Origin of the sequence: Streptomyces fungicidicus (genome assembly GCF_003665435.1) — a bacterium.
GTDB classification, from domain to species: Bacteria; Actinomycetota; Actinomycetes; order Streptomycetales; family Streptomycetaceae; genus Streptomyces; species Streptomyces fungicidicus.
Genome location: NZ_CP023407.1, coordinates 1,244,191 through 1,267,569, shown reverse-complemented (window position 1 = coordinate 1,267,569; position 23,379 = coordinate 1,244,191). Strand labels below are relative to the sequence as shown.

The 23,379-nt window shown below is 75.0% G+C and carries 19 protein-coding genes; 10 read left to right on the top strand and 9 right to left on the bottom strand.

Annotation, left to right across the window (positions count from 1 at the left end; genetic code table 11):
• Positions 1-24: 24 nt before the first annotated feature.
• Together CNQ36_RS05715 and yczE are read right to left on the bottom strand one after the other, a co-directional pair.
• Positions 25-792 (bottom strand): glycerophosphodiester phosphodiesterase family protein, encoded by a 768-nt coding sequence (locus CNQ36_RS05715; protein WP_004934140.1) that lies wholly within the window; start codon positions 790-792, stop codon positions 25-27.
• Positions 789-1,490: a membrane protein YczE gene (gene yczE, locus CNQ36_RS05710; protein WP_176116583.1), complete on the bottom strand. Its 702-nt coding sequence runs from the start codon at positions 1,488-1,490 to the stop codon at positions 789-791. Before yczE ends, CNQ36_RS05715 begins: the two co-directional genes overlap by 4 nt.
• A 64-nt stretch (positions 1,491-1,554) precedes the next feature.
• Between yczE and CNQ36_RS05705 the strand changes: the two genes are divergently transcribed.
• Positions 1,555-3,054, top strand: coding sequence for an SCO1417 family PLP biosynthesis transcription factor (locus CNQ36_RS05705; protein ID WP_121545199.1), 1,500 nt, complete (start codon positions 1,555-1,557; stop codon positions 3,052-3,054).
• A 12-nt stretch (positions 3,055-3,066) separates the two neighbouring features.
• Here CNQ36_RS05705 and CNQ36_RS05700 read toward each other — a convergent pair whose 3' ends face one another.
• A complete protein-coding gene (locus CNQ36_RS05700; RefSeq protein ID WP_121545198.1) occupies positions 3,067-4,761 on the bottom strand; it encodes a P-loop NTPase family protein in 1,695 nt (564 codons plus the stop codon).
• 49 nt (positions 4,762-4,810) lie between these two features.
• Positions 4,811-5,005: a hypothetical protein gene (locus CNQ36_RS05695; RefSeq protein ID WP_040907711.1), complete on the bottom strand. Its 195-nt coding sequence runs from the start codon at positions 5,003-5,005 to the stop codon at positions 4,811-4,813.
• Between the two features lie 263 nt (positions 5,006-5,268).
• On the opposite strand from CNQ36_RS05695, the gene CNQ36_RS05690 reads away from it, so the two are divergent.
• The 5 genes from CNQ36_RS05690 (at position 5,269) to CNQ36_RS05665 (ending at position 10,724) form a co-directional block, all read left to right on the top strand.
• Entirely contained in the window at positions 5,269-5,661 is a 393-nt protein-coding gene (locus CNQ36_RS05690; RefSeq protein ID WP_121545197.1) for an ankyrin repeat domain-containing protein, read from the top strand.
• A 300-nt stretch (positions 5,662-5,961) separates the two neighbouring features.
• Positions 5,962-7,380 (top strand): HEAT repeat domain-containing protein, encoded by a 1,419-nt coding sequence (locus CNQ36_RS05680; RefSeq protein WP_121545196.1) that lies wholly within the window; start codon positions 5,962-5,964, stop codon positions 7,378-7,380.
• Positions 7,381-7,543: 163 nt separating this feature from the next.
• On the top strand, positions 7,544-8,668 hold the full coding sequence (locus tag CNQ36_RS05675) for a glycosyltransferase family 4 protein (protein ID WP_121545195.1): 1,125 nt from the start codon (positions 7,544-7,546) through the stop codon (positions 8,666-8,668).
• Positions 8,665-9,858: a glycosyltransferase gene (locus CNQ36_RS05670; RefSeq protein ID WP_121545194.1), complete on the top strand. Its 1,194-nt coding sequence runs from the start codon at positions 8,665-8,667 to the stop codon at positions 9,856-9,858. The genes CNQ36_RS05675 and CNQ36_RS05670 overlap by 4 nt, the downstream gene beginning before the upstream one ends.
• On the top strand, positions 9,855-10,724 hold the full coding sequence (locus tag CNQ36_RS05665; protein ID WP_121545193.1) for an SGNH/GDSL hydrolase family protein: 870 nt from the start codon (positions 9,855-9,857) through the stop codon (positions 10,722-10,724). The genes CNQ36_RS05670 and CNQ36_RS05665 overlap by 4 nt, the downstream gene beginning before the upstream one ends.
• Positions 10,725-10,881: 157 nt before the next feature.
• On the opposite strand, the gene CNQ36_RS05660 is transcribed toward CNQ36_RS05665, so the two are convergent.
• The 5 genes from CNQ36_RS05660 to CNQ36_RS05640 are packed head-to-tail and all read right to left on the bottom strand — an operon-like array spanning position 10,882 to position 15,335.
• A complete protein-coding gene (locus tag CNQ36_RS05660; RefSeq protein WP_121545192.1) occupies positions 10,882-11,754 on the bottom strand; it encodes a 5-oxoprolinase subunit C family protein in 873 nt (290 codons plus the stop codon).
• Positions 11,751-12,380 (bottom strand): 5-oxoprolinase subunit B family protein, encoded by a 630-nt coding sequence (locus CNQ36_RS05655; protein ID WP_121545191.1) that lies wholly within the window; start codon positions 12,378-12,380, stop codon positions 11,751-11,753. The genes CNQ36_RS05660 and CNQ36_RS05655 overlap by 4 nt, the downstream gene beginning before the upstream one ends.
• Positions 12,377-13,135 carry a LamB/YcsF family protein gene (locus CNQ36_RS05650; protein ID WP_121545190.1) on the bottom strand — a complete coding sequence of 253 codons (759 nt, stop codon included), beginning with the start codon at positions 13,133-13,135 and terminating at the stop codon, positions 12,377-12,379. The genes CNQ36_RS05655 and CNQ36_RS05650 overlap by 4 nt, the downstream gene beginning before the upstream one ends.
• A gap of 38 nt (positions 13,136-13,173) precedes the next feature.
• Positions 13,174-14,019, bottom strand: coding sequence for a putative hydro-lyase (locus CNQ36_RS05645; protein WP_206278429.1), 846 nt, complete (start codon positions 14,017-14,019; stop codon positions 13,174-13,176).
• Entirely contained in the window at positions 14,016-15,335 is a 1,320-nt protein-coding gene (locus CNQ36_RS05640; protein WP_121545189.1) for an MFS transporter, read from the bottom strand. The genes CNQ36_RS05645 and CNQ36_RS05640 overlap by 4 nt, the downstream gene beginning before the upstream one ends.
• A gap of 135 nt (positions 15,336-15,470) precedes the next feature.
• On the opposite strand from CNQ36_RS05640, the gene CNQ36_RS05635 reads away from it, so the two are divergent.
• The 4 genes from CNQ36_RS05635 to CNQ36_RS05620 all read left to right on the top strand — a co-directional run bounded on the left by CNQ36_RS05635 (position 15,471) and on the right by CNQ36_RS05620 (position 23,371).
• The gene (locus CNQ36_RS05635) at positions 15,471-16,187 is read left to right on the top strand and encodes a GntR family transcriptional regulator (RefSeq protein WP_121545188.1); all 717 of its coding nucleotides are present in this window, start codon (positions 15,471-15,473) and stop codon (positions 16,185-16,187) included.
• 69 nt (positions 16,188-16,256) lie between these two features.
• On the top strand, positions 16,257-17,783 hold the full coding sequence (locus CNQ36_RS05630; protein WP_121545187.1) for a hypothetical protein: 1,527 nt from the start codon (positions 16,257-16,259) through the stop codon (positions 17,781-17,783).
• A 49-nt stretch (positions 17,784-17,832) separates the two neighbouring features.
• A complete protein-coding gene (locus CNQ36_RS05625) occupies positions 17,833-18,714 on the top strand; it encodes a hypothetical protein (protein ID WP_004934169.1) in 882 nt (293 codons plus the stop codon).
• Positions 18,715-18,748: 34 nt separating this feature from the next.
• Positions 18,749-23,371: a coiled-coil domain-containing protein gene (locus CNQ36_RS05620; RefSeq protein WP_121545186.1), complete on the top strand. Its 4,623-nt coding sequence runs from the start codon at positions 18,749-18,751 to the stop codon at positions 23,369-23,371.
• The last annotated feature ends 8 nt before the right edge of the window (positions 23,372-23,379 follow it).

Here is a 23,379-nt window from a genome sequence, read left to right as displayed (position 1 = left end):
CGGCGGCGACGGGGCGCGGGGGTCTCAGACCCAGATGCCGCGGTCCTCCATGACCTCGCGCAGTGTGTCGATGTGATCGGTCATGATGCCATCCACTCCGAGGTCCAGGAGCCGGTGCATCCGCTCGGCCTCGTTGACGGTCCACACGTGCACCTGCAGCCCGAGCGCGTGGGCGGTCCGTACGAACCGGCGGTCGACGACGCGGACGCCCGACTGCCGCTCGGGCACCTGCGCGGCGACCGCCGACCGGCGCACCGCGGCGGGCAGGCCCCAGGACCGCACCCGCAGGTTCAGCACGCCCCGGGTGCCGTACGAGGTGGCCAGCCGCGGGCCGGCCAGCCGCTGGGCGCGCACCACCCGGGCCTCGGAGAAGGAGCCGAGGCAGACCCGGTCCCAGGCGCCGGCGCGCTCGATGAGGTCGAGGAAGGGCAGGAGGGCCGGTTCCGCCTTCACGTCGACGTTCCAGCGGACCTCGGGGAAGGTCTCCAGCAGCTCCTCGAACAGCGGGACCGGTTCCGCGCCGGCCACGCGCGCGTCCGCCACGTCCCGCCACGGCAGGTCGGCGATCCGTCCCGCCCCGTCCGTCACCCTGTCGAGGGTCGAGTCGTGGAAGGCGACGAGCCGGCCGTCGCGCGTGGCGTGGACGTCGGTCTCGATGTACCGGTAGCCCGCCCGGACGGCGCACCGGAACTGCCGCACGGTGTTCTCCAGGCCGTCCGCCGCCCCGCCCCGGTGGGCGAAGGCGACGGGGGCCGGATGGTCGAGGTAGGGGTGGCGTATCCGCGGGGTCACGAGGGCAGTATCGCGCGTCGTGGTTGACCGGCGGCAACGACCGTGCTGCCGTCGGACGCCGGGGGGACGGCGAAGAGCCGCAGGAACAGCTGGGCGAGCGGGCCGATCGTCACCGCGTAGAGGAGGGTGCCGACGCCCACCGTGCCGCCGAGGACGAAGCCCGTGACGACCACGGCGATCTCGATGGCGGTGCGGACCAGGCGCACCGACACCCCCGTGCGCCGGTTCAGCCCCGTCATCAGGCCGTCGCGCGGGCCGGGTCCGAAGCGCGCCGCGATGTACAGACCGGTCGCCGCGCCGTTCAGCACGATGCCCGCCGCCATCAGCGGCACGCGCACGGCCATGGCGTGCGCGTCCGGCACCACGGCCAGCGTGGCGTCCATGGCCGCCCCGATCACCAGCACGTTGGAGACGGTGCCCAGTCCGGGCCGCTGCCGCAGCGGGATCCACAGCAGCAGCACCGCGGCCCCGACCAGGGTCAGCACCACGCCCATCGACAGTCCCGTCCGCCCGGACAGGCCCTGGTGCAGCACATTCCACGGTTCGAGGCCGAGCCCGGAACGCACGAGCAGGGCCGAGCTGGCGCCGTACAGCGCCAGACCGGCGTACAGCTGGAACAGACGCCGGGTGAGATGCCCCTGGCGGGATGCGTACCTGGCCACTATGTGCCCCCCTGTGGTGAAAGTGGACCGACGCATGACACCCTGTGGCGTGGTTGGTGAAGCCATCCATGGCCAATCCGGGGAAGGTGGACTGATTTTCATGGCGCAGTGGACCTCGGCGGTGGGCGCGGCTCAGCTCGCCCGGCTGCTCAACTCCCAGCAGGACCGTCCGTCCGGCCCCGGTAGCCGCCGCCCGCCCGCCTACCGCGCGCTCGCCGACGGCGTCCGGCTGCTGGTGCTCGAAGGGCGCGTGCCGGTGGCCGCGCGACTGCCCGCCGAGCGGGAACTGGCCCTCGCCCTCTCCGTCAGCCGCACCACCGTCGCCGCCGCCTACGAGGCGCTGCGCGCCGAGGGGTTCCTGGAGTCCCGGCGCGGGGCGGGCAGCTGGACCGCGGTCCCGGCGGGCAACCCGGTGCCCGCGCGGGGGCTGGAGCCGCTGCCGCCCGAGGCCCTCGGCTCGATGATCGACCTCGGCTGTGCCGCCCTGCCCGCGCCCGAGCCGTGGCTCACCCGGGCCGTCCAGGGCGCGCTGGAGGAGCTTCCGCCCTACGCCCACACCCACGGCGACTATCCCGCCGGGCTCCCCGCGCTGCGGTCCATGATCGCGGACCGCTACACCGCGCGGGGCATCCCGACCATGCCCGAGCAGATCATGGTGACGACCGGCGCGATGGGCGCCATCGACGCCATCTGCCACCTCTTCGGGGGGCGCGGCGAGCGGATCGCGGTCGAGTCGCCCTCCTACGCCAACATCCTCCAGCTGATGCGGGAGGCCGGCGCCCGGCTCGTCCCCGTCGCCATGGCCAAGGGCCTGGCCGGCTGGGACATGGACCGCTGGCGCCAGGTGCTGCGCGAGGCGGCGCCCCGCGTCGCGTATGTCGTCGCCGACTTCCACAACCCGACCGGCGCGCTCGCCGACGAGGACCAGCGGCGCCGCCTGGTGGACGCGGCGCGCTCGGCGGGGACGGTGCTGGTCGCCGACGAGACGATGAGCGAGCTGTGGCTCGACCCCGACGTGGAGATGCCGCGCCCGGTGTGCGCCTTCGACCCGGCCGGGTCCACGGTGATCACGGTCGGCTCGGCGAGCAAGGCCTTCTGGGCCGGCCTGCGCATCGGCTGGGTGCGCGCCGCCCCCGACGTCATCCGCAGCCTCGTCGCGGCTCGCGCGTACGCCGATCTGGGCACGCCGGTGCTGGAACAGCTGGCCGTGAACTGGCTGTTCGGCACCGGGGGCTGGGAGCAGGCGGTGGAGGTACGGCGCGCCCAGGCCCGGCAGAACCGGGACGAGCTGGTCGCCGCGGTGCGGCGGGAGCTGCCCGACTGGGAGTTCGAGGTGCCGCGCGGTGGACTCACCCTGTGGGTGCGCACCGGGGGCCTGTCCGGTTCCCGGCTCGCCGAGGCGGGCGAACGCGTGGGCGTACGGGTGCCGTCCGGGCCGCGCTTCGGGGTCGACGGGGCATTCGAGGGCTATGTGCGGCTGCCGTTCACGGTGGGCGGCGCCCTGGCCGACGAAGCGGCGACCCGCCTGGCCGCGGCGGCCCATGTGGTGGAGACCGGCGGGACGACGGGTGCGGAGACCCCGCGCACCTTCGTGGCGTAGCGCGACAGACCCTTAGGAGGTGTGCTCCGCGACCGCCGCCTCGGCGCCGACCGCTTCCGCGGGCGCCTGCGCCGGCTCCTCGCTCCCGGTCCCCGCCGCGGTGGCGGTCTTCTCCACCGTCACCTTCTCCAGCCGCACCGACTCCACCGGAACCGCCGTCTCCAGGCGCTCCGGCTCCTCGTCCGCCGGGGTCGTCCTGGGCGGCAGCAGCTCCAGCACCGCCTGCCGTTCGGCGTCACTGGTCGCGTCGTCGTACGGATCCGGCGTCGCGGGGACCTGGAGGCGGTGCACCGGCCCCGAACCGAGCCGGGCGTAACCGCGCCCCGGGGCGACCTGGTCGACGGGGGTGGTGTGCGGGGGCGCTCCCAGCACGGCCTCCAGCTGCTCCGCGGTCGCGGGCCCGAGGACGACACGGGCGCGGGTGTGCTGCCGCACCGCGTCGCTGAGGGCCTCCAGGCCGTCGAGCTGTTCGGCGACGACCACGGTGACGTTCGCCGGGCGGCCGTGCCGCAGCGGGACCTGCAGCAGTGCCTGGGGGTCCGCGCGGCCGTCCGCCGCGGCCAGGTGCGTGAACGCGCTCGGCCGGTCCAGCAGGAGCCACAGGGGGCGCCGGGTGTCCTCCGGCGGAGGATCGCCCGCCTGGTGGGCCCGGCCGGCCGCGATCAGCCGCCGCTCCGTCTCGTGCGCCGCCCACTCCAGGCTGGTCAGCGTGCCCGTCAGCCCGCACTCGACGGCGAGCACGCCGTCCCGGCCGGTGAGGCAGGCGTACTCGCCGGTGCCGCCGCCGTCGACGATCACCACGTCGCCGTGGTGCAGGGCCTGCAGGGCGATGGACCGCAGCAGCGTCGAGGTGCCGCTGCCCGGCTGGCCGGTCGCCAGCAGATGGGGCTCGGTGGAGCGCAGGCCGGTGCGCCAGACGACGGGCGGGACGTCGCGCCGCTCCTCGCCGTGTGCGCCGTGGGTGAGCGGCAGCGTCCGCTGGACCCTGATCGGGTCGGTGAAGCCGAGGACCGTCTCGCCGGGGGCCGTGACGAAGGGCTGGGCGGTGATGTCGGTGGGCAGCGGCGCGAGGACGCGGACCGTGAGCTGGTTGGCCTCCTCGTCCCACCCGAAGTGGTACTCGCGGCCGCGCCCGGACTTGGCGCCGAGCAGGTGCTCGATCCGCGCCCGGGACTCCGGCTCGCCGTCGGTGAAGTAGGCGGGGTAGCCGATCACCAGGTGCGCGATCCGGCCGGTGGAGTCGAACTCGCACTCGGTGAAGACCTTCTCCCAGTCGCCGCCGTGGGCGTAGAGCGGTTCCGGGTCCTCGGCGGCGGAGAAGTACGGCACCAGTGCCTCGTAGAGCGACTTCAGGCGCCGGCACTGGTCCTCGTCGGGCCCGGCGGGCGCCGACGGCGCGCGGTCCCGGCCGTGCCAGGCCGCCGCCGCCATCAGGGTGATGACGGCGAGCAGCGGGCCGTACGGGGCAAGGGCCACGACCAGCACGACCGACGCCATCAGGAAGAGCAGCGCGCCGCGCCGGTCCTTGGGCGTGCCGGCCCACCTGCGCCGCCCGGCCGAGGCCAGCCGGCGCAGACCACGCGTGATGGTGATCAGCGGGTGGAGGACGTCCGTGGCGCTGTCGGCGGCCGTCCTGGCCAGCTCCCGGCTGCGGGCGAGCTGTGCGCTGCCGTTGCTCAGGATGCGGGGGAGGGGGCGCCGGGCCACTGCTGTCTCCAGAGGGTGCGTACGGGCGGGCGGGGCGTGGTCGGGCGGATCAGAACTTGAATCCGCCCAGGAGGCCGGCCAGGCTCTCGCCGCCCGCCTTGATACTGGGGGCGATGGCCGTGCTGGCCAGATAGAAGCCGAACAGCATCGCCACCAGGGCGTGCGACGCCTTCAGTCCGTCCTTGCGGAAGAAGACGAAGACGACGACGCCGAGCAGCACCACGCATGAGATCGAGATGATCATGTGAGTTCTCCTGGTTCGCGGGGACAGTCACCATGAGTACTTCCAGGATCACAGAATGTATCTATACGATAAAAGGTGCAACTGGGTGGATATTCGCTGATTCCCCCCGGTTGGGCCTGCCGTGATCTTTACCTCGGGCGCAACGGGTCATGTGTCTCGCGAGCCAGTACGCTGGCGATTCACCCGTACGGCTCTGCACCGCTCGCAGACGTACGTCCTGTCCCCGATGCGTGAAGCACGTGCAGTGAGAGGCGGTCCGGCCGATGACTGAAGCCCCCGACCCCGAGGTCGTGGAGCTGGCGACCAAGATCTTCGACCTGGCCCGGCGGGGCCGGACCGAGGAGCTCGTGGCCTACGTCGACGCGGGCGTGCCGGCCGACCTCACCAACGACCGCGGCGACTCGCTCGTGATGCTCGCGGCGTACCACGGCCACGCCGGGGCGGTCCGCGCGCTGCTCGAGCGCGGCGCCGCCGCCGACCGCGTCAACGACCGCGGCCAGACACCACTCGCGGGAGCGGTCTTCAAGGGGGAGACCGAGGTCATCGAGGCCCTCCTGAAGAGCGGAGCCGACCCGTCGGCGGGCACCCCCTCGGCCGTCGACACGGCCCGGATGTTCGGGCGCACGGAACTGCTCGAGCTGTTCGGCGAGCACTGAGCGACCCGCTCCGACCAGCGACGACACGGAAAACGGGGGAGGCGGTACAGGGCCGCCGAAATTTCGGTCGCGGTAGATGTGACCGCCGGGTCATCATGACGACGTGATTCACGGACGCGATGGCTGGGCAGGTGTTGCCGCACCGCGCGGGCCGTGATGCGGTCCGCATGGGCCACCGACGAGAGGCAGAGAGAGATGGTCTACAGCAAGCAGGAAACGGCGGGCGCCCCGACGTGTTGTCACGCGGCCAGGTAATGCACGTCCCCGGTTGCGTCGACGCTTGATGTGAGGCTGTTTCCCATGTTCGATCCGGTCATAGCGCCCAGCGGTACGCTGCTCGGCCTGCTCCAGCGGGGCCGCGGCGACGGCACGCTGCACGCGCTCACCGCCCCGCGCCCCGAGGCGCTGGCGGCGCTGAACCACTGTGTGCTGCGCGACCCGCGCCACGACTGGCAGGTGGAGAACCGCTCCCTCTACTACGCCCGCCTCTACCTCGATCTGCACGGCGAACTGGACGCGGTCGAGGCCCACCTCTTCGATCCGGAGGACGTCCTCGACGGCGACGAGTCCCGCACCGGACTCGCCCTCGCCGTCCTCGGACACCTCGCCTCCTACGGCAGGCGGGACGCCCTCGCGCTGCTGCGCAGGTACGCCGCCCACGGCACCAACTGGGCCTGGGCCCTGGACGAGCTGGCCCTCAGGGACGACGACGCGGGCCTGCGCGCCCTCGCCGCCCCGGTCCTCGCGCGGTTCCCCACCGACGCCGAGGGTGAGGCGGAGCTCGCCGCCACCGTCCGGGACGCCTTCGAGCCACGGCCCTGGCGGCTGTGGGCCGAGGACCCGCGCGAGTCCGTCGCCACACGTGTGCGTGCCGCCCAGGAGGCCGGCTCCTTCGACCGGTGGCAGCGGCAGATGCGGCCCACCGGGCCCCGCCCCGGCTGGAGCGTGCGGGCCGTGTTCGAGTGGGCCCAGCAGGGCTTCGAGCGCGGTGCCGCGCTCCATGTCCCCGCCGCCCGCTGCCTCGGCGCCGTGGCGGGACCCGAGGACCGGCCCGAGATCGTCCGGGCCGCCCAGGACGGCACCGACGGAGCCCGGTGCACCGCGCTGCGGTACCTCGCCGACAACCACGATCCGGACGTCCTCGAACTGATCGAGGGCGCCGTGGCCACCGGCTCGGCGGCTGTCGTGGAGGCCGCCGTCGGCGCCTTCGAACGCATGCACAGTCTCGCCGCCGTCGACCGGGCGCGCGGCTGGGCCCGCCGGCCCGACCCGCTGGGCGCCGCCGCCGGCCGCGTCCTCGCCTGCCGCGGCGGAGTACAGGACCGCGACCTGGTCCTCGCGGCCATCCGTGAGGCGGTACGGGGCGAGGGACCCGACGCGCCCACCCTGTGGACCCTCGTGGACGGCGCCGGACGCCTGGGCATCGCCTGCGCCGCCCCCGTCCTGCGCCACATCTACCGCGAGACCGCCTCCTCCCATCTGCGCGGCCGCGCGGCCCGCGCCCTCGCCGCGACCGACCCCTCCTACGCCACCGGCTTCGCCGTCGAATGCCTCTGGGACTGCGAGGAGTCCACCCGCGAGATCGCCGCCCGGCACGCCGAGACCGGCGACACCCGCGTCGTCGAACGACTGCGCCGCCTCGCCGCGGACCCGGCCGAGGAGGCCGAGGTGCAGACCGCCGTGCGCAGCCGGATCGGTCCCGGGGAGACCGCCGTGTGACCCCCTTCCGCCCGAGTGGCGTGAACGGCGGATGACCCGCGGGTCAGGTGCGTGTGGATGCCGCCTGACCTGCGAGGGCGAGGGAGGCAACGCTCATGGCGCGTTTCCCGCCAGGAAAGATCCACGTTGACGTGGCCACGTCCGGCGCGGCGACAACACCGGTATGCGTGTCGTCATCGTGACCGAGTCCTTTCCCCCCGATGTGAACGGCGTGGCCCACTGCGCGCTCCAGACCGCCCGACACCTCGTCGACCGCGGCCACAGCCCCCTCGTCGTCGCCCCCGCCACCGCGGGCGACGAGCCCGACGACGGGGCGCCCTGCCCCGTCGTCCGCGTCCCCTCCCTGCCGCTGCCCGGCTATCCCCAGGTCCGCGTCGCCCTGCCCAGCCGGCGACTGGCCGCCGCCGTCTCCGCGCACCGGGCGGACGTCGTCCACCTGGCCAGCCCCTTCGTCCTCGGCGTGCGCGGCATGACGGCCGCCGCCCGCCTGGGCCTGCCTGCCGTCGCCGTCTACCAGACCGACCTCGCCGGATACGCCCGTACGTACATGGGCGCCGGCGAGGCCGCCGCCTGGCGGCGCATCCGCTCCGTGCACGCCTCCGCCGACCTCACCCTGGCCCCGTCCGGCGCGGCCCTGCGCGACCTGGAGGCACACGGCGTGCCCCGGGTGCGGCTCTGGCCGCGCGGCGTGGACACCGCCCGTTTCCGGCCCGGCCTGCGCGACGAAGCACTGCGCCGCACCCTCGCCCCGAACGGCGAACTCGTGGTCGGCTATGTCGGCCGGCTCGCCCCGGAGAAGCAGGTCGAACTGCTGGCCGGGGCCTGCGCCCTGCCGGGAGTGCGGGTCGTGGTGGTCGGCGACGGGCCCAGCCGGCCCGCGCTGGAGCAGTCGCTCCCCGGCGCGGTCTTCCTCGGCCGCCGCACCGGCGACGACCTCGCCCGGATCTTCGCCTCGCTCGACGTCTTCGTGCACACCGGACCGTTCGAGACCTTCTGCCAGACCGTCCAGGAGGCGATGGCCGGCGGCGTGCCCGTCGTCGCGCCCGCGGTGGGCGGACCGCTGGACCTGGTGGCCCACGGACGCACCGGCCTGCTGGTCCCGCCGCGCGACGCCGACGCGGTGCGCGACGCGGTGTGGTCCCTGGCCGCCGACCCCGGGCGGCGGGCCGCGTTCGGGGCGGCCGGGCGCGCCAGGGTCGAGGGACGCACCTGGGCGGCCGTCGGCGACCAGCTGATCGGGTACTACGCCGAGGTGCTCGCCGGCCGCCGGACGGCGGTGGCGGCATGAACGGGCCCCTGCGGATCGTCCGGCTGGCGAACTTCGTGGCGCCCGCCTCCGGCGGACTGCGCACCGCGCTGCGCGAACTCGGCAAGGGCTATCTGGCGGCGGGGCACCGGCCCGTGCTGATCGTCCCCGGGGAGCGGGAGAGCGACCACGACACCGAACAGGGGCGGGTGATCACCCTGCCGGGTCCGCTGCTGCCCGGCACCGGCGGCTACCGCGTCCTCACCGACAGGCGGCGGGTCGCCGCGCTGCTGGAGGACCTGGCTCCCGACCGGCTGGAGGTGTCCGACCGCACGACGCTGCGCTGGACCGGCCGGTGGGCCCGGCGGGCCCGGGTCCCGGCCGTCATGGTCTCGCACGAGAGCGCCGACGGGGTGCTCCGCACCTGGGGACTTCCGGAGCGGGCCGCCCGGCGCACCGCCGACGCCCTCAACACCCGTACCGCGCACACCTACGCCCGGGTGGTGTGCACCACCGGGTTCGCCGAACGGGAGTTCGTGCGCATCGGGGCCCGCAACGTCGTACGGGCCCCGCTGGGCGTCGACCTGAGGGAGCGGCACCCCGCGCTGCGCGACCCCGGACTGCGCGCCCAGTACGCGCCCCCGCCCCGGACGCTGCTCGTGATGTGCTCCCGGCTGTCCCTGGAGAAACGGCCCGGGACCGCCCTGGACGCCCTGGAGGCGCTGCTGCGGCGCGGGCGGCCGGCGGTGCTGGTGGTGGCCGGCGACGGGCCGCTGCGGGGGCGGCTGGAACAGCGGGCGCGGGAGCGCGGACTGCCGGTGACCTTCCTGGGGCACGTGGGCGACCGGCGGCTGCTGGGCGCGCTCCAGGCGTCCGCCGACGTGTGCCTCGCCCCGGGGCCCGCCGAGACCTTCGGGCTCGCCGCGCTGGAGGCGATGGCGTGCGGCACGCCCGTCGTGGCGAGCGCGTCGTCGGCGCTGCCGGAGGTGATCGGCGGGGCGGGGGCGGTCGCCGAGGACCGCGGCGAGGCCTTCGCGGAAGCCGTCGAAATGCTGCTGGACCGGGCGGAGACCGGCCGCCGGGAGGCGGCCCGCGCGCGTGCGGAGCGCTTCGGGTGGGGGACGGCGGTGGCGGCGTTCCTCGCCGCCCACGACGCGCCGTCGACGGTGCCGCAAGCCGTGGTCCGGGGCGTCGCACCGGCACGGCCCGCCGTGTCCCGGGGGCTCTTGTGAGACCCCTGCGGTTCGTGGCCCTCGGGGACTCGCTCACCGAGGGCGTCGGGGACCGGGCCGGCGGCGGATGGCGGGGCTGGGCCGCGCTGCTCGCGCCGTCGCTGGGCGCCGGGCCGGTCGGCTTCACCAACCTCGCGGTCAGCGGGGCGCAGACGCGCGACGTGCTCGAACGGCAGCTGCCCGCCGCCCTGGAACTGCGGCCCGACCTGGTCTCCGTCGTCGTCGGCGTCAACGACACCCTGCGCCGCACCTTCGACATCCGCGACATCGCGGCACGGCTGGACCGGGTGTACGCGGCCTGCGCCGGTCAGGGCGCCGTGCTGCTCACCGCGTGCCTGCCCCACCCCGGCGCGATGCTGGGACTCCCCGGACCACTGGCCCGGCCGCTCGCCCGCCGGCAGCGCGCGGTGAACACCGTGGTGCACGCTCTCTCCGACCGGTACGGCGCCGTGCACCTCCACGCCTGCGAGGGCGACTGGATCGGGGACCGCGCGATGTGGAGCGCGGACCGGCTGCACCCCGGTGAGCCGGGACACCGTCAACTCGCCGTGCGCTTCCACGCGCTGCTCGCGGAACACGGTTTCGCGGCCGGGCCCGCCCCCTCGCCCGAGCCCGGCTCCCCGGCGCCCACCCGGTGGGCGAGCCTGCGGTGGCTGGCCACCGCGGGCACCGGCTGGGTGGCCCGCCGCTGCACCGACCTGCTGCCGCAACTGCTCTCCCTCGCCGCCGGTGAGCTGTGCCACCACGCGCGGGGCACCGGCGTCCGCCTGGACCTGCGCGCCTCCGCCGCCGTCTCGGCGGCCCTGGCCGCCCTCTCGACCGGGGAACGACGACCCGGCGAGGCCCAGGGTCCCTCGTTCGGATAGGGCCGGATCAGTGAGCGGGGTCCGGGGCCGTGCCTCGCGAGGCGGAGGAGCGCGCCGTCGCGGAGCCAGGGCAACCGACGACAGCGCGGCGAGGCGGGGGTGCCCGGGCGCGCCGGCCCCGCGTGATCCGAACGACAGGCCCTGGGGCCTGTCGGCTTCAGCGGCGGCGCACGGCCACGAAGCGGACCGGGGTGCCGGGGCGCGCCTGCGCGGCGGCCGGGAGGTCGGCGGGGCGGACGACCGCGATCACCGGGTAGCCCCCGGTGGTCGGGTGGTCGGCCAGGAAGACCACCGGCGTGCCGTCGGGCGGCACCTGGACCGCGCCGAGCACCATGCCCTCGCTGGGGAGCTCGTCCGGCCGGGCCCGTTCCAGGGCCGGTCCGGTGGTGCGCAGTCCGATGCGATTGCTCGCGGGGGAGACCCGGTACGCGCGGGAGGTGAGGAGCCGTACCGCGGCGGGGGTGAACCAGTCGTCGCGCGGGCCGAGGGTCACGCGCAGGACGAGCTCGTCCGGGGCGGCCGGCTGCGGTGCGACGTCCACGTAAGCGTCGCCGCCCTCGCGCGGGGCGCCGAGGGGGAGGACGGCGCCGTCGGTGAGGGGGGCCGGGCCGAGACCGGAGAGCAGGTCCGTGGACCGGCTCCCGAGCACCGGCTCGACGCCGATCCCACCGCGTACGCCCACATAGGCGCGCACCCCGGAGACCACCGCCCCTAGGTCCAGCACGGACCCGGCCCGCACCCGCACCGGAGCGCCCCAGGCGACCGGGCGGCCGTCCACGGAGACCGGGCAGGGAGCGCCGGTGACCGCCACGGTGACCGGCGTACGGGGCCGCAGGGAACAGCCGTCGAGGGTCGTCTCCAGGACGGCGGCGTCCGGCGGGTTGCCGGCCAGCCGGTTGGCGAGCGCCGCCGCCGGCCCGTCCAGCGCCCCGGAACGGGGCACGCCGAGGTGGGCGTGGCCGGGACGGCCCCGGTCCTGCACGGTGGTCAGGGCTCCCGCGCGGACGACGGCGAGCGCACGGTCCGTCATGCCGCCGGCCCCGTCGCGCCCACCGGTACGAAGCGCACGCGGGTGCCGGGGGAGAGCAGCGCCGCCGGCACCCGCGCCGGGTCCCACAGCACCAGGTCGGTCGTGCCGATGAGCTGCCAGCCGCCCGGCGAGGACCGCGGGTACACACCCGTGTAGGGCCCGGCCAGGGCCACCGAACCGGCCGGCACGGCGGTGCGCGGGGTGGGCCGGCGGGGCACGTCGCAACGCGCCGGCAGACCGGTGAGATAGCCGAAGCCGGGCGCGAACCCGCAGAAGGCGACACGGAATTCGGTTCCCGCGTGGACACGGGCCACCTCCCGCGCGGACACACCCCAGTGGGCGGCGACGTCCGCGAGGTCCGGGCCGTCGTAGCGCACCGGGATCTCCACCGTCTCCGGCGCCTGCTCCGGCACGGGCGGCAGCGCGAGGGCGGTCAGCTCGGCCGTCAGCCGGACGGGGTCGGACACGCCGTCCAGCAGGACCGTGCGCGCCGCCGGGACGATCTCGCCGGCCGGCAGCGAGCCCTCCGCGCGGCGCCGCAGCAGCTCCGCGTGGAGCGCCTGGGCCTCGTCGCCCGAGGAGACCTCGACGAGCAGGGCGTGCGCACCGACGGGCAGCACCCTCATGCGAAGGCCTCCACACGGACCCCGGACGACTCCAGGGCGGCACGCACCCGGCGGGCCAGGTCCACCGCGCCGGGCGTGTCGCCGTGCAGGCACAGGGAACGCGCCCGCACGCCGATGCGCCGCCCGGAGCGCGCGGCGACCTCCCCGTCACGTGCCAGGTCCACCGACCGCGCCACCACGGCCTCCTGGTCGGTGACCACGGCGCCCTCCTGGCCGCGTGGCACCAGCGTGCCCTCGTCGGTGTACGCCCGGTCGGAGAACGCCTCCGTCACCACCGGCAGCCCCGCCTTCCCGGCCAGCTCCAGCAGACGCGAGCCGGGCAGGCCGAGCACGGGCAGAGTGGGATCCGCCAGGAGCACCCCGTCGACGACCGCGCCGGCCTGCTCCTCGTCCCGCACCACCCGGTTGTAGAGCGCCCCGTGCGGTTTGACGTACGCCACGCGGGAGCCCGCCGCGCGGGCGAAGACCTCCAGGGCGCCGATCTGGTAGGCCATCTCGGCCGCCAGCTCGGCGGGCGGCACGTCCATCGCGCGCCGCCCGAAACCCGCCAGGTCCCGGTAGGAGACCTGGGCGCCGATCCGCACCCCGCGCCCGGCCGCGAGCTCGCACACCCGGCGCATGGTGGCCGCGTCCCCCGCGTGGAAGCCGCACGCCACGTTGGCGCTGGTGACCACGGACAGCAGCCGCTCGTCGTCGGTGAGCAGCCAGCGGCCGAAGCCCTCCCCGAGGTCGGCGTTGAGATCGATCGACGTCATCGGTCCTTCGTTTCCCCTGCTCGTGTCGCGCAGGTCTGTCAGGCCACGCGGAACTGCTCGTCGCGGGCGTCGCTGAGGAACATCTGCCCCGGTGCGTGCGTGAGGGCGAACGGCGGGCGGGAGGCCATGACCGCGGCCTGCGGGGTCACCCCGCAGGCCCAGAACACCGGGATGTCGTCCGGCTCGAAGTCCACCGGGTCGCCGAAGTCCGGGCGGCCGAGGTCCTCGATGCCCAGCCCCGAGGGGTCGCCGCAGTGCACGGGGCCGCCGTGCACCGCAGGCAGCAGGCTGCTCTCCCGGATCGCCGCGGAGAGCAGCCCGGGCGGCACCGGCCGCATGGACACCACCATCGGCCCGCGCAGCCGCCCCGCCGGACGGCACTGCCAACTCGTCACGTACATGGGAACGTTGCGGCCCTGCTCGACGTGCCGGACCGGGACGCCCGCCGCCGTCAGCGCCCATTCGAACGTGAAGCTGCAGCCGATCAGGAAGGACACCAGGTCACCGCGCCAGTGCTCCCGCACGTCCGTCGGCTCGTCCACCAGCTCACCGTTCTCCCACACCCGGTAGCGCGGCAGATCGGTGCGCAGATCCGCGTCCGGGGCGAGGACGGTGGTGACGGAACCGGCGTCGGTGACGTCGAGCACCGGACACGGCTTGGGGTTGCGCTGGCAGAACAGCAGCATCTCGTACGCCCAGTCCGCGGGCACCGAGATCAGGTTGGCCTGCGTGTGCCCCCGGGCGACGCCCGCGGTGGGGCCCGCCAGCCCCTCCCGGAAGCGGGCGCGGGCCGTTCGGGGGCTCCAGGCGCGCGAGTCCTCGTCGACGAGGGTCACGGGTCGGTCGTCCACCGTGGTCGGCGTACGGTCGTGGGTGTGGGTCACTGCAGTTCCTTCCCGCGCGTCTCCGGCAGTCCCAGCAGCGCCAGCGCCGCCAGACCGTAGCCGATCGCGCCGAAGACCAGCGCGCCGCCCACACCCCAGCTGTCGGCCAGGAAGCCGACCGTCGTGGGGAAGACGGCGCCCACGGCGCGTCCGGTGTTGTACGTGAAGCCCTGGCCCGTGCCGCGCACCGCCGTCGGGTACAGCTCGCTCAGATAGGAGCCGAAGCCGCTGAAGATCGCCGACGTGCAGAACCCGAGCGGGAAACCGAGTATCAGGATCAGGGTGTTGGCGCCGCTCGGGATGTTCGTGTACGCCAGGACGCAGACCGCGGAGAGCAGCGCGAACAGCCAGATGTTGCGCCGGCGGCCCAGGCGGTCGGTGAGGTAACCGCCGGTCAGATAGCCGATGAAGGCGCCGGAGATCAGGAACGTCAGATAGCCGCCGGTGCCGACGACCGACAGGTCGCGCTCCGTCTTCAGATAGGTCGGCACCCAGGTGGCGAGGGTGTAGTAGCCGCCCTGGACGCCGGTGGAGAGCAGCACGGCGAACAGCGTGGTGCGCAGCAGGCCCGGCGAACCCGCCGTGTCCCGACGGAAGATGACCGCGAACGAGCCCTTCTGCGCGCTCTTCTCCCGGGCGGCGGCCGCCTGGGGCGCGTCCCGCACGCTGCGCCGCACCCACACGACGAGCAGCGCCGGCAGCGCACCGGTCCAGAACATCACGCGCCAGGCCAGGTCGTCACCGGCCACCGAGAAGATCACCGTGTACACGATCACGGCCAGCGCCCAGCCCACGGCCCAGGAACTCTGGACCGCGCCGAGGGTGCGGCCCCGGTGCCGGGAGCTCGCGTACTCGGCGACCAGGATCGCGCCGACCGCCCACTCGCCGCCGAAGCCGAGGCCCTGCAGCGCGCGGAACACCAGCAGCGTCTCGTAGTTGGGCGCGAAGCCGCAGGCCACGGTGAACACCGCGTAGGTGATCACCGTCAGCAGCAGCGCCTTGACCCGGCCGATGCGGTCCGCCAGCACGCCGGCGAGGGCGCCGCCGACCGCGGAGACCACCAGGGTGACCGTCGTGAGCAGACCGGTCTGGCCGCTGTTCAGGCCGAAGTACGCCGACAGCGCGACCATCGTCAGCGGCAGCGTGAAGTAGTCGTAGGAGTCCAGCGCGTAGCCGCCGAACGCGCCGCCGAAGGCGCGCCGGCCGCGCGGCCCCAGTGCCCGCAGCCAGCCGAACGCCCCGTCGTCGGGTCCGTGTTCGGGCGGTGCGGGGCGTGGTGTGCCGCTCGGGGCCTGCTGGGGAGGGGATGCGCTCATGGGCACCTCGCAAGAGGGGGGACGAAGGGTGCGGGCAGAACTGGGCAGTGCCGTGCGCAGCAAGGTAGAGGATCGTTGAACGATCCTTCAATACCCCTGTTGTTTCGTCCTTCTGCGTGCGATTGAATTCCGGGCATGACGGAGCAGTTGAGCGGATTGGCCGACGACCGTGCCCTGTTGGGCCGCACCAGCACGGCCGAGCGGGTCGCGGACATCCTCAGGAGCCGGATCGCCGAGGGCTACTTCCCGCCCGGGACCCGGCTGTCGGAGGACAGCATCGGCGGCGCCCTGGGCGTCTCCCGCAACACCCTGCGCGAGGCGTTCCGACTGCTCACGCACGAACGGCTGCTCGTCCACGAACTCAACCGGGGCGTGTTCGTCCGGGTGCTGACCGTCGAGGACGTCGAGGACATCTACCGCACCCGGCGGCTCGTCGAGTGCGCCGTCGTACGCGGCCTCGGCGAACCGCCCTACGCGCTCGCCGGGCTCGCCGAGGCGGTGGAGGAGGGGCGCGGAGCGGCCCGCGAAGGTGACTGGAAAGGTGTGGGTACGGCCAATATCCACTTCCACCGGGAACTGGTGGCCCTCGCCGCCAGTGAGCGCACGGACGAGCTGATGCGCAGCGTCTTCGCCGAACTGCGGCTTGCCTTCCACGTGGTGGACGAGCCCCAGCGGCTGCACGAACCGTACATCGAACGCAATGTCGGCATTCTTCAGGCCCTGGAGGACGGGGACCGTGACAGGGCCGAGGCGCTGCTGGCGGCCTACCTCGAGGTCTCGCTGGAACGGGTGGTCGAGGTGTACCGGCGCCGGGTCGGCGAGGACGGCCGGGACGGCACGCCCACGGTGTGACGACCGTCGCGCCGGGGCGCAACACGGTCGTTTGGGTCCTTGTCAGACCTAGGACCTAGTCTGTGCACCGTGACTTCGCCTGCATCGACGGACAGCGTTCCGCCCCAGCTCAGCGCGGGGCCGCGCCCCGCGCCGGGCCCGGCCGCCGACGAAGGGCTGGCGCGGCGGCTGCGCGCGCTCGCGTGCACCGCGCCGCTGCACGACCTCGACGCGCGCAAGGCCAACCTGGCCGGCGAGTACTCGGTGTACGGCATGGCGGAGGTCGCCCTCTCCGCCATCGACCTGGTCACGCTGAACATGGACTTCGACACGGGCGCCGATCACGACCAGATAGTGGCCCGGCTCATCCCGCGCATCGCCGCCCAGGCCCCGCGCCGCCCCGCCGCCGAACACGAGCGGGTGGCCCGCTGGGTCCTGGAGAACCTGATCAACGTCGGCAGCGTCGACCGCGGCTTCCGCGCGGTCTACGGCGTGTTCGGCGCGGACGGCACCTATGTGCGCCGCGACTACGACTTCAAGCTGATCGAGGAGGTCCCGGGCCCCGGCGGCACGGTGTACCTGCGCACCACCGACGAGGCGGTCAACGTCCTGGTCGGCGCCCTGGACACCGATGTCACCAGCGCGCAGATCGCCGCCGAGGTCAAGCTGGAGGTGCTGATCAGCCGGGGCAGGCTCGCCGACGCCCAGCTCGCCGCCGAGCAGGCCCGCTACCGGACCGTGCAGTACTCCGAGACCCTCCGCCGGGCCCTGGAGGCCACCCGCCGCAACGTCCGCGCGGTGGACTGGCTCAGCACCGTGCCCGACATGATCGCCGAGGCCCTCGACCACGTCGCGGACCGGTACCGCCACGAGAACGCCATCCTCACCAACATCCGCAAGGCCCGCGACGAGACCGAGGACGCCGAGCACAAGCGCCGGGCCGCCGAACTCGTGGACATCGTCAAGGACTGCATCCGGCGCCACACCCAGCTGCAGTCCCGGCTGCTGGAGGCCGGACCGCTGTTCCGCGCCGAACAGGACCGGCAGGCCTTCGCCACCCCCACGTCCGCCTCGGGAACCGACCTCTACGGCCACCTCCTGGCCCCCCTGCTGCCGCTGCCCGTGGAGCGGGCGGCCCGGGTCACCGACGCCTTCTTCGCCCACGGCACCGGACTGCGCACCCCGGTGTCCGTCCGGGTCGCCGACCTCGTCGACATCCTGCTGACCCCGCCCGTGGAGCGGGAGCACCTCGGCGCCGAGATGCCCGAGCCCGACCTGATCGCCACGCCCGACGACAGCCGCTTCAGCGAGGAGCAGCTGGCGGCCGCCACGGAGCTGCTGGACCTGCCGGCCGACGCGCCGCGCCGGCTCTCCGGACTGCTCGCCGACGCCCGCCGCCGGGACCCCGAACTGCCCTACCTGGTCGCCCTGCTGGCCGTGCACGCCGCCAGCCCCCCGGTCGGCACCGCCTACCGCCAGGGCGAACGCAGGCTGCTGTTCGCCGTGGACGACGGAACCGAACTCGACGACCCCGAGTTCGGCGGAGCCGACCTCGTCGTCGGCACCGCCCTGCTCGACGCGGCCGGGATGGCCGCGGACCGGACGGAGGCCGCGTGAGGGAGGGAGCCGTCCGTACCGACATGTCCCACAGCGAGGAGTCCCGACCGTGACCGAGCACGTCGAGTGGAGTGAGCCGGAGGCCGTTGCCGCACCGGCGGGCGCCCCCGTCACACCCGCCGACGCCGCCGACGCGGCGCGGCTCGTCGCCTTCGGCCTCCAGCCCAAGCTCCAGCCCGCCCGCGACCAGGAGTACGCGGACCTGCTGCGCCGTTACCGCGAGGACCCCCCGTTCGCGCGGCTCGCCGACGCGGTGGCCACCGGCCTCGGACTGATCGTGCTGGAGGTGTCCCCGCGCGCCGGCATGGCCGTCACCGCGGCCGAGGACTCCGTCTTCGCCGTGCGCATGGGCGACTACGCCCGCCGCACCTCCGCCGACGGCGGCGACCGGTTCCTGCACGGGCTCGCCCACCTCGCCGTCGCCGCCATGGCCTTCCCGCGCCCCGAGGACCTCGCCGACGACGGCTACATCGGACGCGTCACCGTCAACGGCGTCGACGCCTTCGTCCGCCAGGCCTGCCACCGCCTGGAGGAGCGGGCCGCGGAGCAGGGCGAGAACACCGACCCGGCCACCGACGCCCCCGGCCTGGAGGCCGCCTGGCGGATCTGGGCCCGGCGCAGCGCGACCGGCGCCACCAAGGACGCACGCCGGCTCGCGGGCTCCACCACCGGCATCGTCGCCAAGGCCGTCGCCTTCCTCACCGACTCCGGCTTCCTCCAGCGCACCGGCGACGACAGCGGCGGCACGTACCGCACCACGGCCCGCTACCAGCTCCAGGTGCGCGACCTGGCCGGCGGCGCCGCCATGGCCGAACTGCTGGAACTGGGCGTCGTCCCGGTCACCGACGGCACTCCCACCCTGCTGCCGCCCGAGGACGCCGACGACCTGGAGCTCGTCGCCGACGCCGGCCTGCCGTTCCACTCCGCCTGAACCACCGCCTCACGAAGCCTCACGAGAGTCCGCCATGTACGAGCTGTCCCGGGTCCGCCTCTACTCCATCGGGCCTGCCGGTGCGCGCTACGCCGACACCGTGCTCGACCTGCGCGGTGTCGGCGCGGTCGTGCCCGACCCCGCTCCCGCGCAGGCGGAGTTCTTCGAGGACGAGCCGGTCGGCCCGCCCCGCCGGCCCGCCCCCGCCGGGGTGCTCTTCCTGGAGAACGGCGGCGGCAAGTCGGTCCTGCTGAAGCTGATCTTCTCCGTGATGCTCCCCGGTCACCGCAACACCCTCGGCGGCGCCAGCTCCGGCGTGCTCCGCAAGTTCCTGCTCGCCGACGACTGCGGCCATGTGGCGCTCGAGTGGCAGCACGTGCAGACCGGCGAGTGCGTCGTCGTCGGCAAGGTCAGCGAATGGCGGGGCCGCCAGGTCTCCAACGACCCCCGGAAGTTCGCCGAGGCCTGGTACTCCTTCCGGCCCGGCCCCGGTCTCGGCCTGGACAACCTCCCCGTCGCCGAGTCCACGGCCGTACGGCCGTCCGCCGAGGGCCAGTCGGGGGCGCGCGGCAGGCGCCGCACCATGAAGGGCTTCCGGGACGCCCTCATGGAGTCCGGCAAGAACTACCCGCACCTCGAGGTGCACTGGGAGGAGATCCACGAGCGCTGGACCGAGCACCTCGGCGACCTGGGCCTCGACCCGGAACTCTTCCGCTACCAGCGCGAGATGAACGCCGACGAGGGCGAGGCCGCCGGCCTCTTCGCGGTCAAGAAGGACTCCGACTTCACCGACCTGCTGCTGCGCGCCGTCACCGACACCCGCGACACCGACGGACTCGCCGACCTCGTCGGCGGCTTCGGCAGCAAACTGGGCCGCCGCGCCGAGCTGATCGCCGAACGCGACTTCACCGCCGGATCCGTCGACCTGCTCGGCCGGATCGTCGAGTCCGCCGAAGCCCGCGCCCGCGCCCGGGAGATCCACACCGCCGCCGAGCGCCGCACCCGCACCCTGGCCCGCCGGCTCTCCGCACGCGGCGCCCGGGAACGCGTCCGCGCCGCCGACCTGGCGCACCAGGTCACCGCGGCCGCGCACGCGGTCACCCACGCCGAGTCGGCGCGCGAGCACAGCGCGCTGATCTCCGCCGAACTCGCCTACCGGCACGCCTCCCTGGCACTGGCCGCCGCCGAGAAGTCCGCCGCCGCCCAGAAACGCGAACTCGCCGACGCGCGCACCCTGCACGCGGCCTGGCAGGCAGCCGAGGCCGTACTGCGCCACCGTGCCGCCGCCGACCGGGTCGCGCGGGTGTCCGCCGCGATCCAGGAGGCCGAGCGGGACGCGGCGCCGGCGCTGGCCGCCCGCTCCAGGGCCGCCGCGGACCTGGTCCGCGCCCTGCACGCGGCCGCGCAGAAAGCCGAGGACCTCGCCAACGAGCAGGAGGAGCGCTCCGCCGCCCTCCAGGAGGTCAGCGACGGCGCCTACCGCGACTCCACCGCCGCCGCCACCGAGGCGCAGCGGGCCCGCAGCGAGATCGGGCACCTGCGGCAGCGCCTCACCGAGGTCGAGCAGGAGACCGCCGAGGCCGTACGGGCCGGCTGGCTCGACGACAGTGCCCCCGACGCCGACCCCGCCCGGGCCGCCCTCGCCGCCAGCGACGCCGAGAAGACGGCCGTCGCCGCCTGGGACACCGCCCGCGAGGCGGCCCGCCGGGCCACCGAGCAGGCGCGTGAGTCGGCCGCCGCCGAGAGCCGCGCCGAACTCACCGCGGCCCGCGCCGCCGACGCGGCCACGGCCGCCGAGCGCGCCCACGAGGTCGAGCGCCGCACGGCCGAGGCGCTCGCCGCCGAGCCCCGTCCGGCGGAGCTGCTGAGCCTTCCGGGAGCCTCCGGCGTCCGGGGGACCGGCGCGGCGGGCGACTCCGGGGCCGGGCCCGGCCCCGGCGAAGGCGCCCTGACCGCCGACGGGCTCGACCGGTTCGCCGACGAACTGCGCGAACTCCTCGACGACGCCGTCTCCTCCGCCGAACGGCAGCTGTTCGACCTGCGCACCGCCGCAGCCGACGACGCCCGCATCCTCGGCGCCCTCGGCGACGGCGGACTGCTGCCGCCCGGCCCCGACGTACTGGCGACGGTCGAGTTCCTCGGCGAGCACGGCATCCCGGCGCTCCCCGGGTGGCGCTACCTCGCCCAGGCCGTCGACCCCGCCGACCACGCGCGGGTGCTGGCCGCCCGCCCCGAGCTGGTCGACGGCGTCGTCATCACCGACCCCGACTCCCATCTGCGCGCCCGGGAGGCGCTGAGCGACGCCGCCCTGCTGCCCCGGTCCGCCGTCGCCGTCGGCACCGCCGCCGCCCTGCTCGCCCCCACCCCGGCGCCCGGCACGGACACCGGGGACGTCTTCCTCGTACCGCCGAACCCGGCCATGCACGACGAGCACGCCGCCGACGAGGAACGGCAGGCACTGCGCGCGCGGGCCACCGAGCGGGACGAGGAGATCCGCGCGCTCGCCGCCCGGCTCGGCAAGGACCGCGAACTGGCCGCGCGGCTCGCCTCCTGGCGCACCGGCTGCCCGGCCGGCCGGCTCACGGAGCTGGCCGGCACGGCGCAGGAGGCCCGCGCCTTCGCCGAGGAGGCCGAGGCCGAACTGACCGAGGCGCGCACCGTACGGGCGGAGTCCGAGGAAGCCGCCGCCGAGGCCGTCCGCGTCCGTGACGAGCGGCAGGAGGCGGCGCAGAAGGCACGGCGCGCTGCCGACGCCCTCGCGGGCCTCGCCTTCCGGCTGCGCGAGCGGGCCGGCTGGCAGGTCAAACTGCGGGAGCTGGCCGACGACGCGACCGAGGCGGAGGCACGCGCCCAGACCTGCCTGGAGCGGGCGCGCGCCGCCGACGAGGACCGGCGCGGCACCCAGCGCGCCGCCGACGACGCCCGGCGCACCGCCCGTGCGCTGCGCGCCGAGCGCGCCGAGATCGCCGGCGCCCCCGACGACGTGCCCGAGGACGGCGCCGGCGCGCCCCAGTCGTCCCTGCCCGCCCTGCGCGAGGCCTACCGGGCCGCCTCCCAGGTGTACGAGAAGGTCGGCGTCGGCGCCGACCTGCGCGCCGAACAGGCCCGCGCGGAGAGCGACGAGAGCGCCGCCCGCGCCGAACTGGACCGGCTCAGCAACAAGGTCCGCACCCGCGCGGAGCAGTTGCTGCAGTCACCCGACGGCTCCGACGGGCCCAGCCGGCAGGCCGCCGCCGCCCGCGCCGAGGAACTGGTGCAGCTTCTGGAGACCCGGATGTCCGGCGCGAGCGAACAGCTCGGGCGGCTGCGCGGCGAGGCCGAGCGGCTCGCGCCCCGGGAAGGCGAGACGCACACCGAGCTTGCCGAGGAGCTCGTTCCGCGCGACGCCGAGCACGCGCAGGCGCTGCTGCGCACCGCCACGTCCGAACTCGCCGCCCACAGCGAGGCCCTGAGCCGGACCCGGGACGCGCACACCGAACTCCTCGACGCGCACCGCGCCGCCGAGGACGCGGCCGGCGGCTTCGACGAGATCGCCGCCATGCTCCGCGACCTGCTGCGCGACCACGCGGCCGAGGAGGAGCAGGAACAGCCCGAGCCCTACCCGGGCGGCCTCGACGAGGCCCGGCAGTCCGCCGCCGAGGCCCGCCGCTCGCTGCGCGGCTGCGCCGCCGACCTGTCCGCCGCCGAGTCCGCCGTGCGCGAGGCGAGCGACATCCTCGTCCGGCACGCCAACTCCACCCGCTACGAGCAGGTCCGCACCCCCGCGCGCCAGCAGATCCGCGAGCTGCCCGCCTCCGCGCTGCCCGAGCACGCCCAGAAGTGGGCGGACGCCTTCGCGCCCCGGCTGCGGGTCCTCACCGACGAGCTGGCGCAGCTGGAGCGCAACCGCGACTCGATCGTGGACCGGCTGCGGGGGCTGGTGGAGTCCGCCCTCGCCACCCTCCGCTCGGCCCAGCGGCTGTCCCGGCTGCCGGAAGGGCTCGGCGAGTGGTCAGGACAGGAGTTCCTGCGCATCCGCTTCGAGGAACCCGACCAGGCCACCCTCACCGAGCGGCTCGGCGAGGTCATCGACGAGGCGACCCGTGCGGCCGTCAGGAAGAACTCCGACCTGCGGCGCGACGGCATGTCCCTGCTGCTGCGCGGGGTCGCCGCCGCCCTCCAGCCGAAGGGCGTCGCCGTCGAGATCCTCAAGCCCGACGCCGTACTGCGCGCCGAACGTGTGCCGGTCGGCCAGATGGGCGACGTGTTCTCCGGCGGCCAGCTGCTCACCGCCGCCATCGCGCTCTACTGCACGATGGCCGCCCTGCGCTCCAACGACCGGGGCAGGGAGAGGCACCGGCACGCCGGCACGCTGTTCCTGGACAACCCCATCGGCCGCGCCAACGCCACCTATCTGCTGGAGCTCCAGCGGGCGGTCGCCGACGCGCTCGGCGTGCAGCTCCTCTACACCACCGGTCTGTTCGACACGACGGCGCTCGCCGAGTTCCCGCTGGTCATCCGGCTGCGCAACGACGCCGACCTGAGGGCCGGACTGAAGTACATCAGCGTGGAGGAGCACCTGAGGCCGGGACTGCCGCAGCAGGACCCCGCCGAGGAGGCGCACAGCGAGATCACGGCGACCCGCATGTTCAAGCGGCCCGCTCCGGCGGCCGGCTGACCGGGTGC

Coding starts and splice junctions, on each gene's coding strand:
- CNQ36_RS05660 (WP_121545192.1), bottom strand. CDS start 11,754: ATGACGGACCGTGCGCTCGCCGTCGTCCGCGCGGGAGCCCTGACCACC.
- CNQ36_RS05640 (WP_121545189.1), bottom strand. CDS start 15,335: ATGAGCGCATCCCCTCCCCAGCAGGCCCCGAGCGGCACACCACGCCCC.
- CNQ36_RS05650 (WP_121545190.1), bottom strand. CDS start 13,135: ATGACGTCGATCGATCTCAACGCCGACCTCGGGGAGGGCTTCGGCCGC.
- CNQ36_RS05695 (WP_040907711.1), bottom strand. CDS start 5,005: ATGATCATCTCGATCTCATGCGTGGTGCTGCTCGGCGTCGTCGTCTTC.
- CNQ36_RS05705 (WP_121545199.1), top strand. CDS start 1,555: ATGGCGCAGTGGACCTCGGCGGTGGGCGCGGCTCAGCTCGCCCGGCTG.
- CNQ36_RS05690 (WP_121545197.1), top strand. CDS start 5,269: ATGACTGAAGCCCCCGACCCCGAGGTCGTGGAGCTGGCGACCAAGATC.
- CNQ36_RS05675 (WP_121545195.1), top strand. CDS start 7,544: ATGCGTGTCGTCATCGTGACCGAGTCCTTTCCCCCCGATGTGAACGGC.
- CNQ36_RS05620 (WP_121545186.1), top strand. CDS start 18,749: ATGTACGAGCTGTCCCGGGTCCGCCTCTACTCCATCGGGCCTGCCGGT.
- CNQ36_RS05635 (WP_121545188.1), top strand. CDS start 15,471: ATGACGGAGCAGTTGAGCGGATTGGCCGACGACCGTGCCCTGTTGGGC.
- yczE (WP_176116583.1), bottom strand. CDS start 1,490: ATGCGTCGGTCCACTTTCACCACAGGGGGGCACATAGTGGCCAGGTAC.
- CNQ36_RS05680 (WP_121545196.1), top strand. CDS start 5,962: ATGTTCGATCCGGTCATAGCGCCCAGCGGTACGCTGCTCGGCCTGCTC.
- CNQ36_RS05670 (WP_121545194.1), top strand. CDS start 8,665: ATGAACGGGCCCCTGCGGATCGTCCGGCTGGCGAACTTCGTGGCGCCC.
- CNQ36_RS05655 (WP_121545191.1), bottom strand. CDS start 12,380: ATGAGGGTGCTGCCCGTCGGTGCGCACGCCCTGCTCGTCGAGGTCTCC.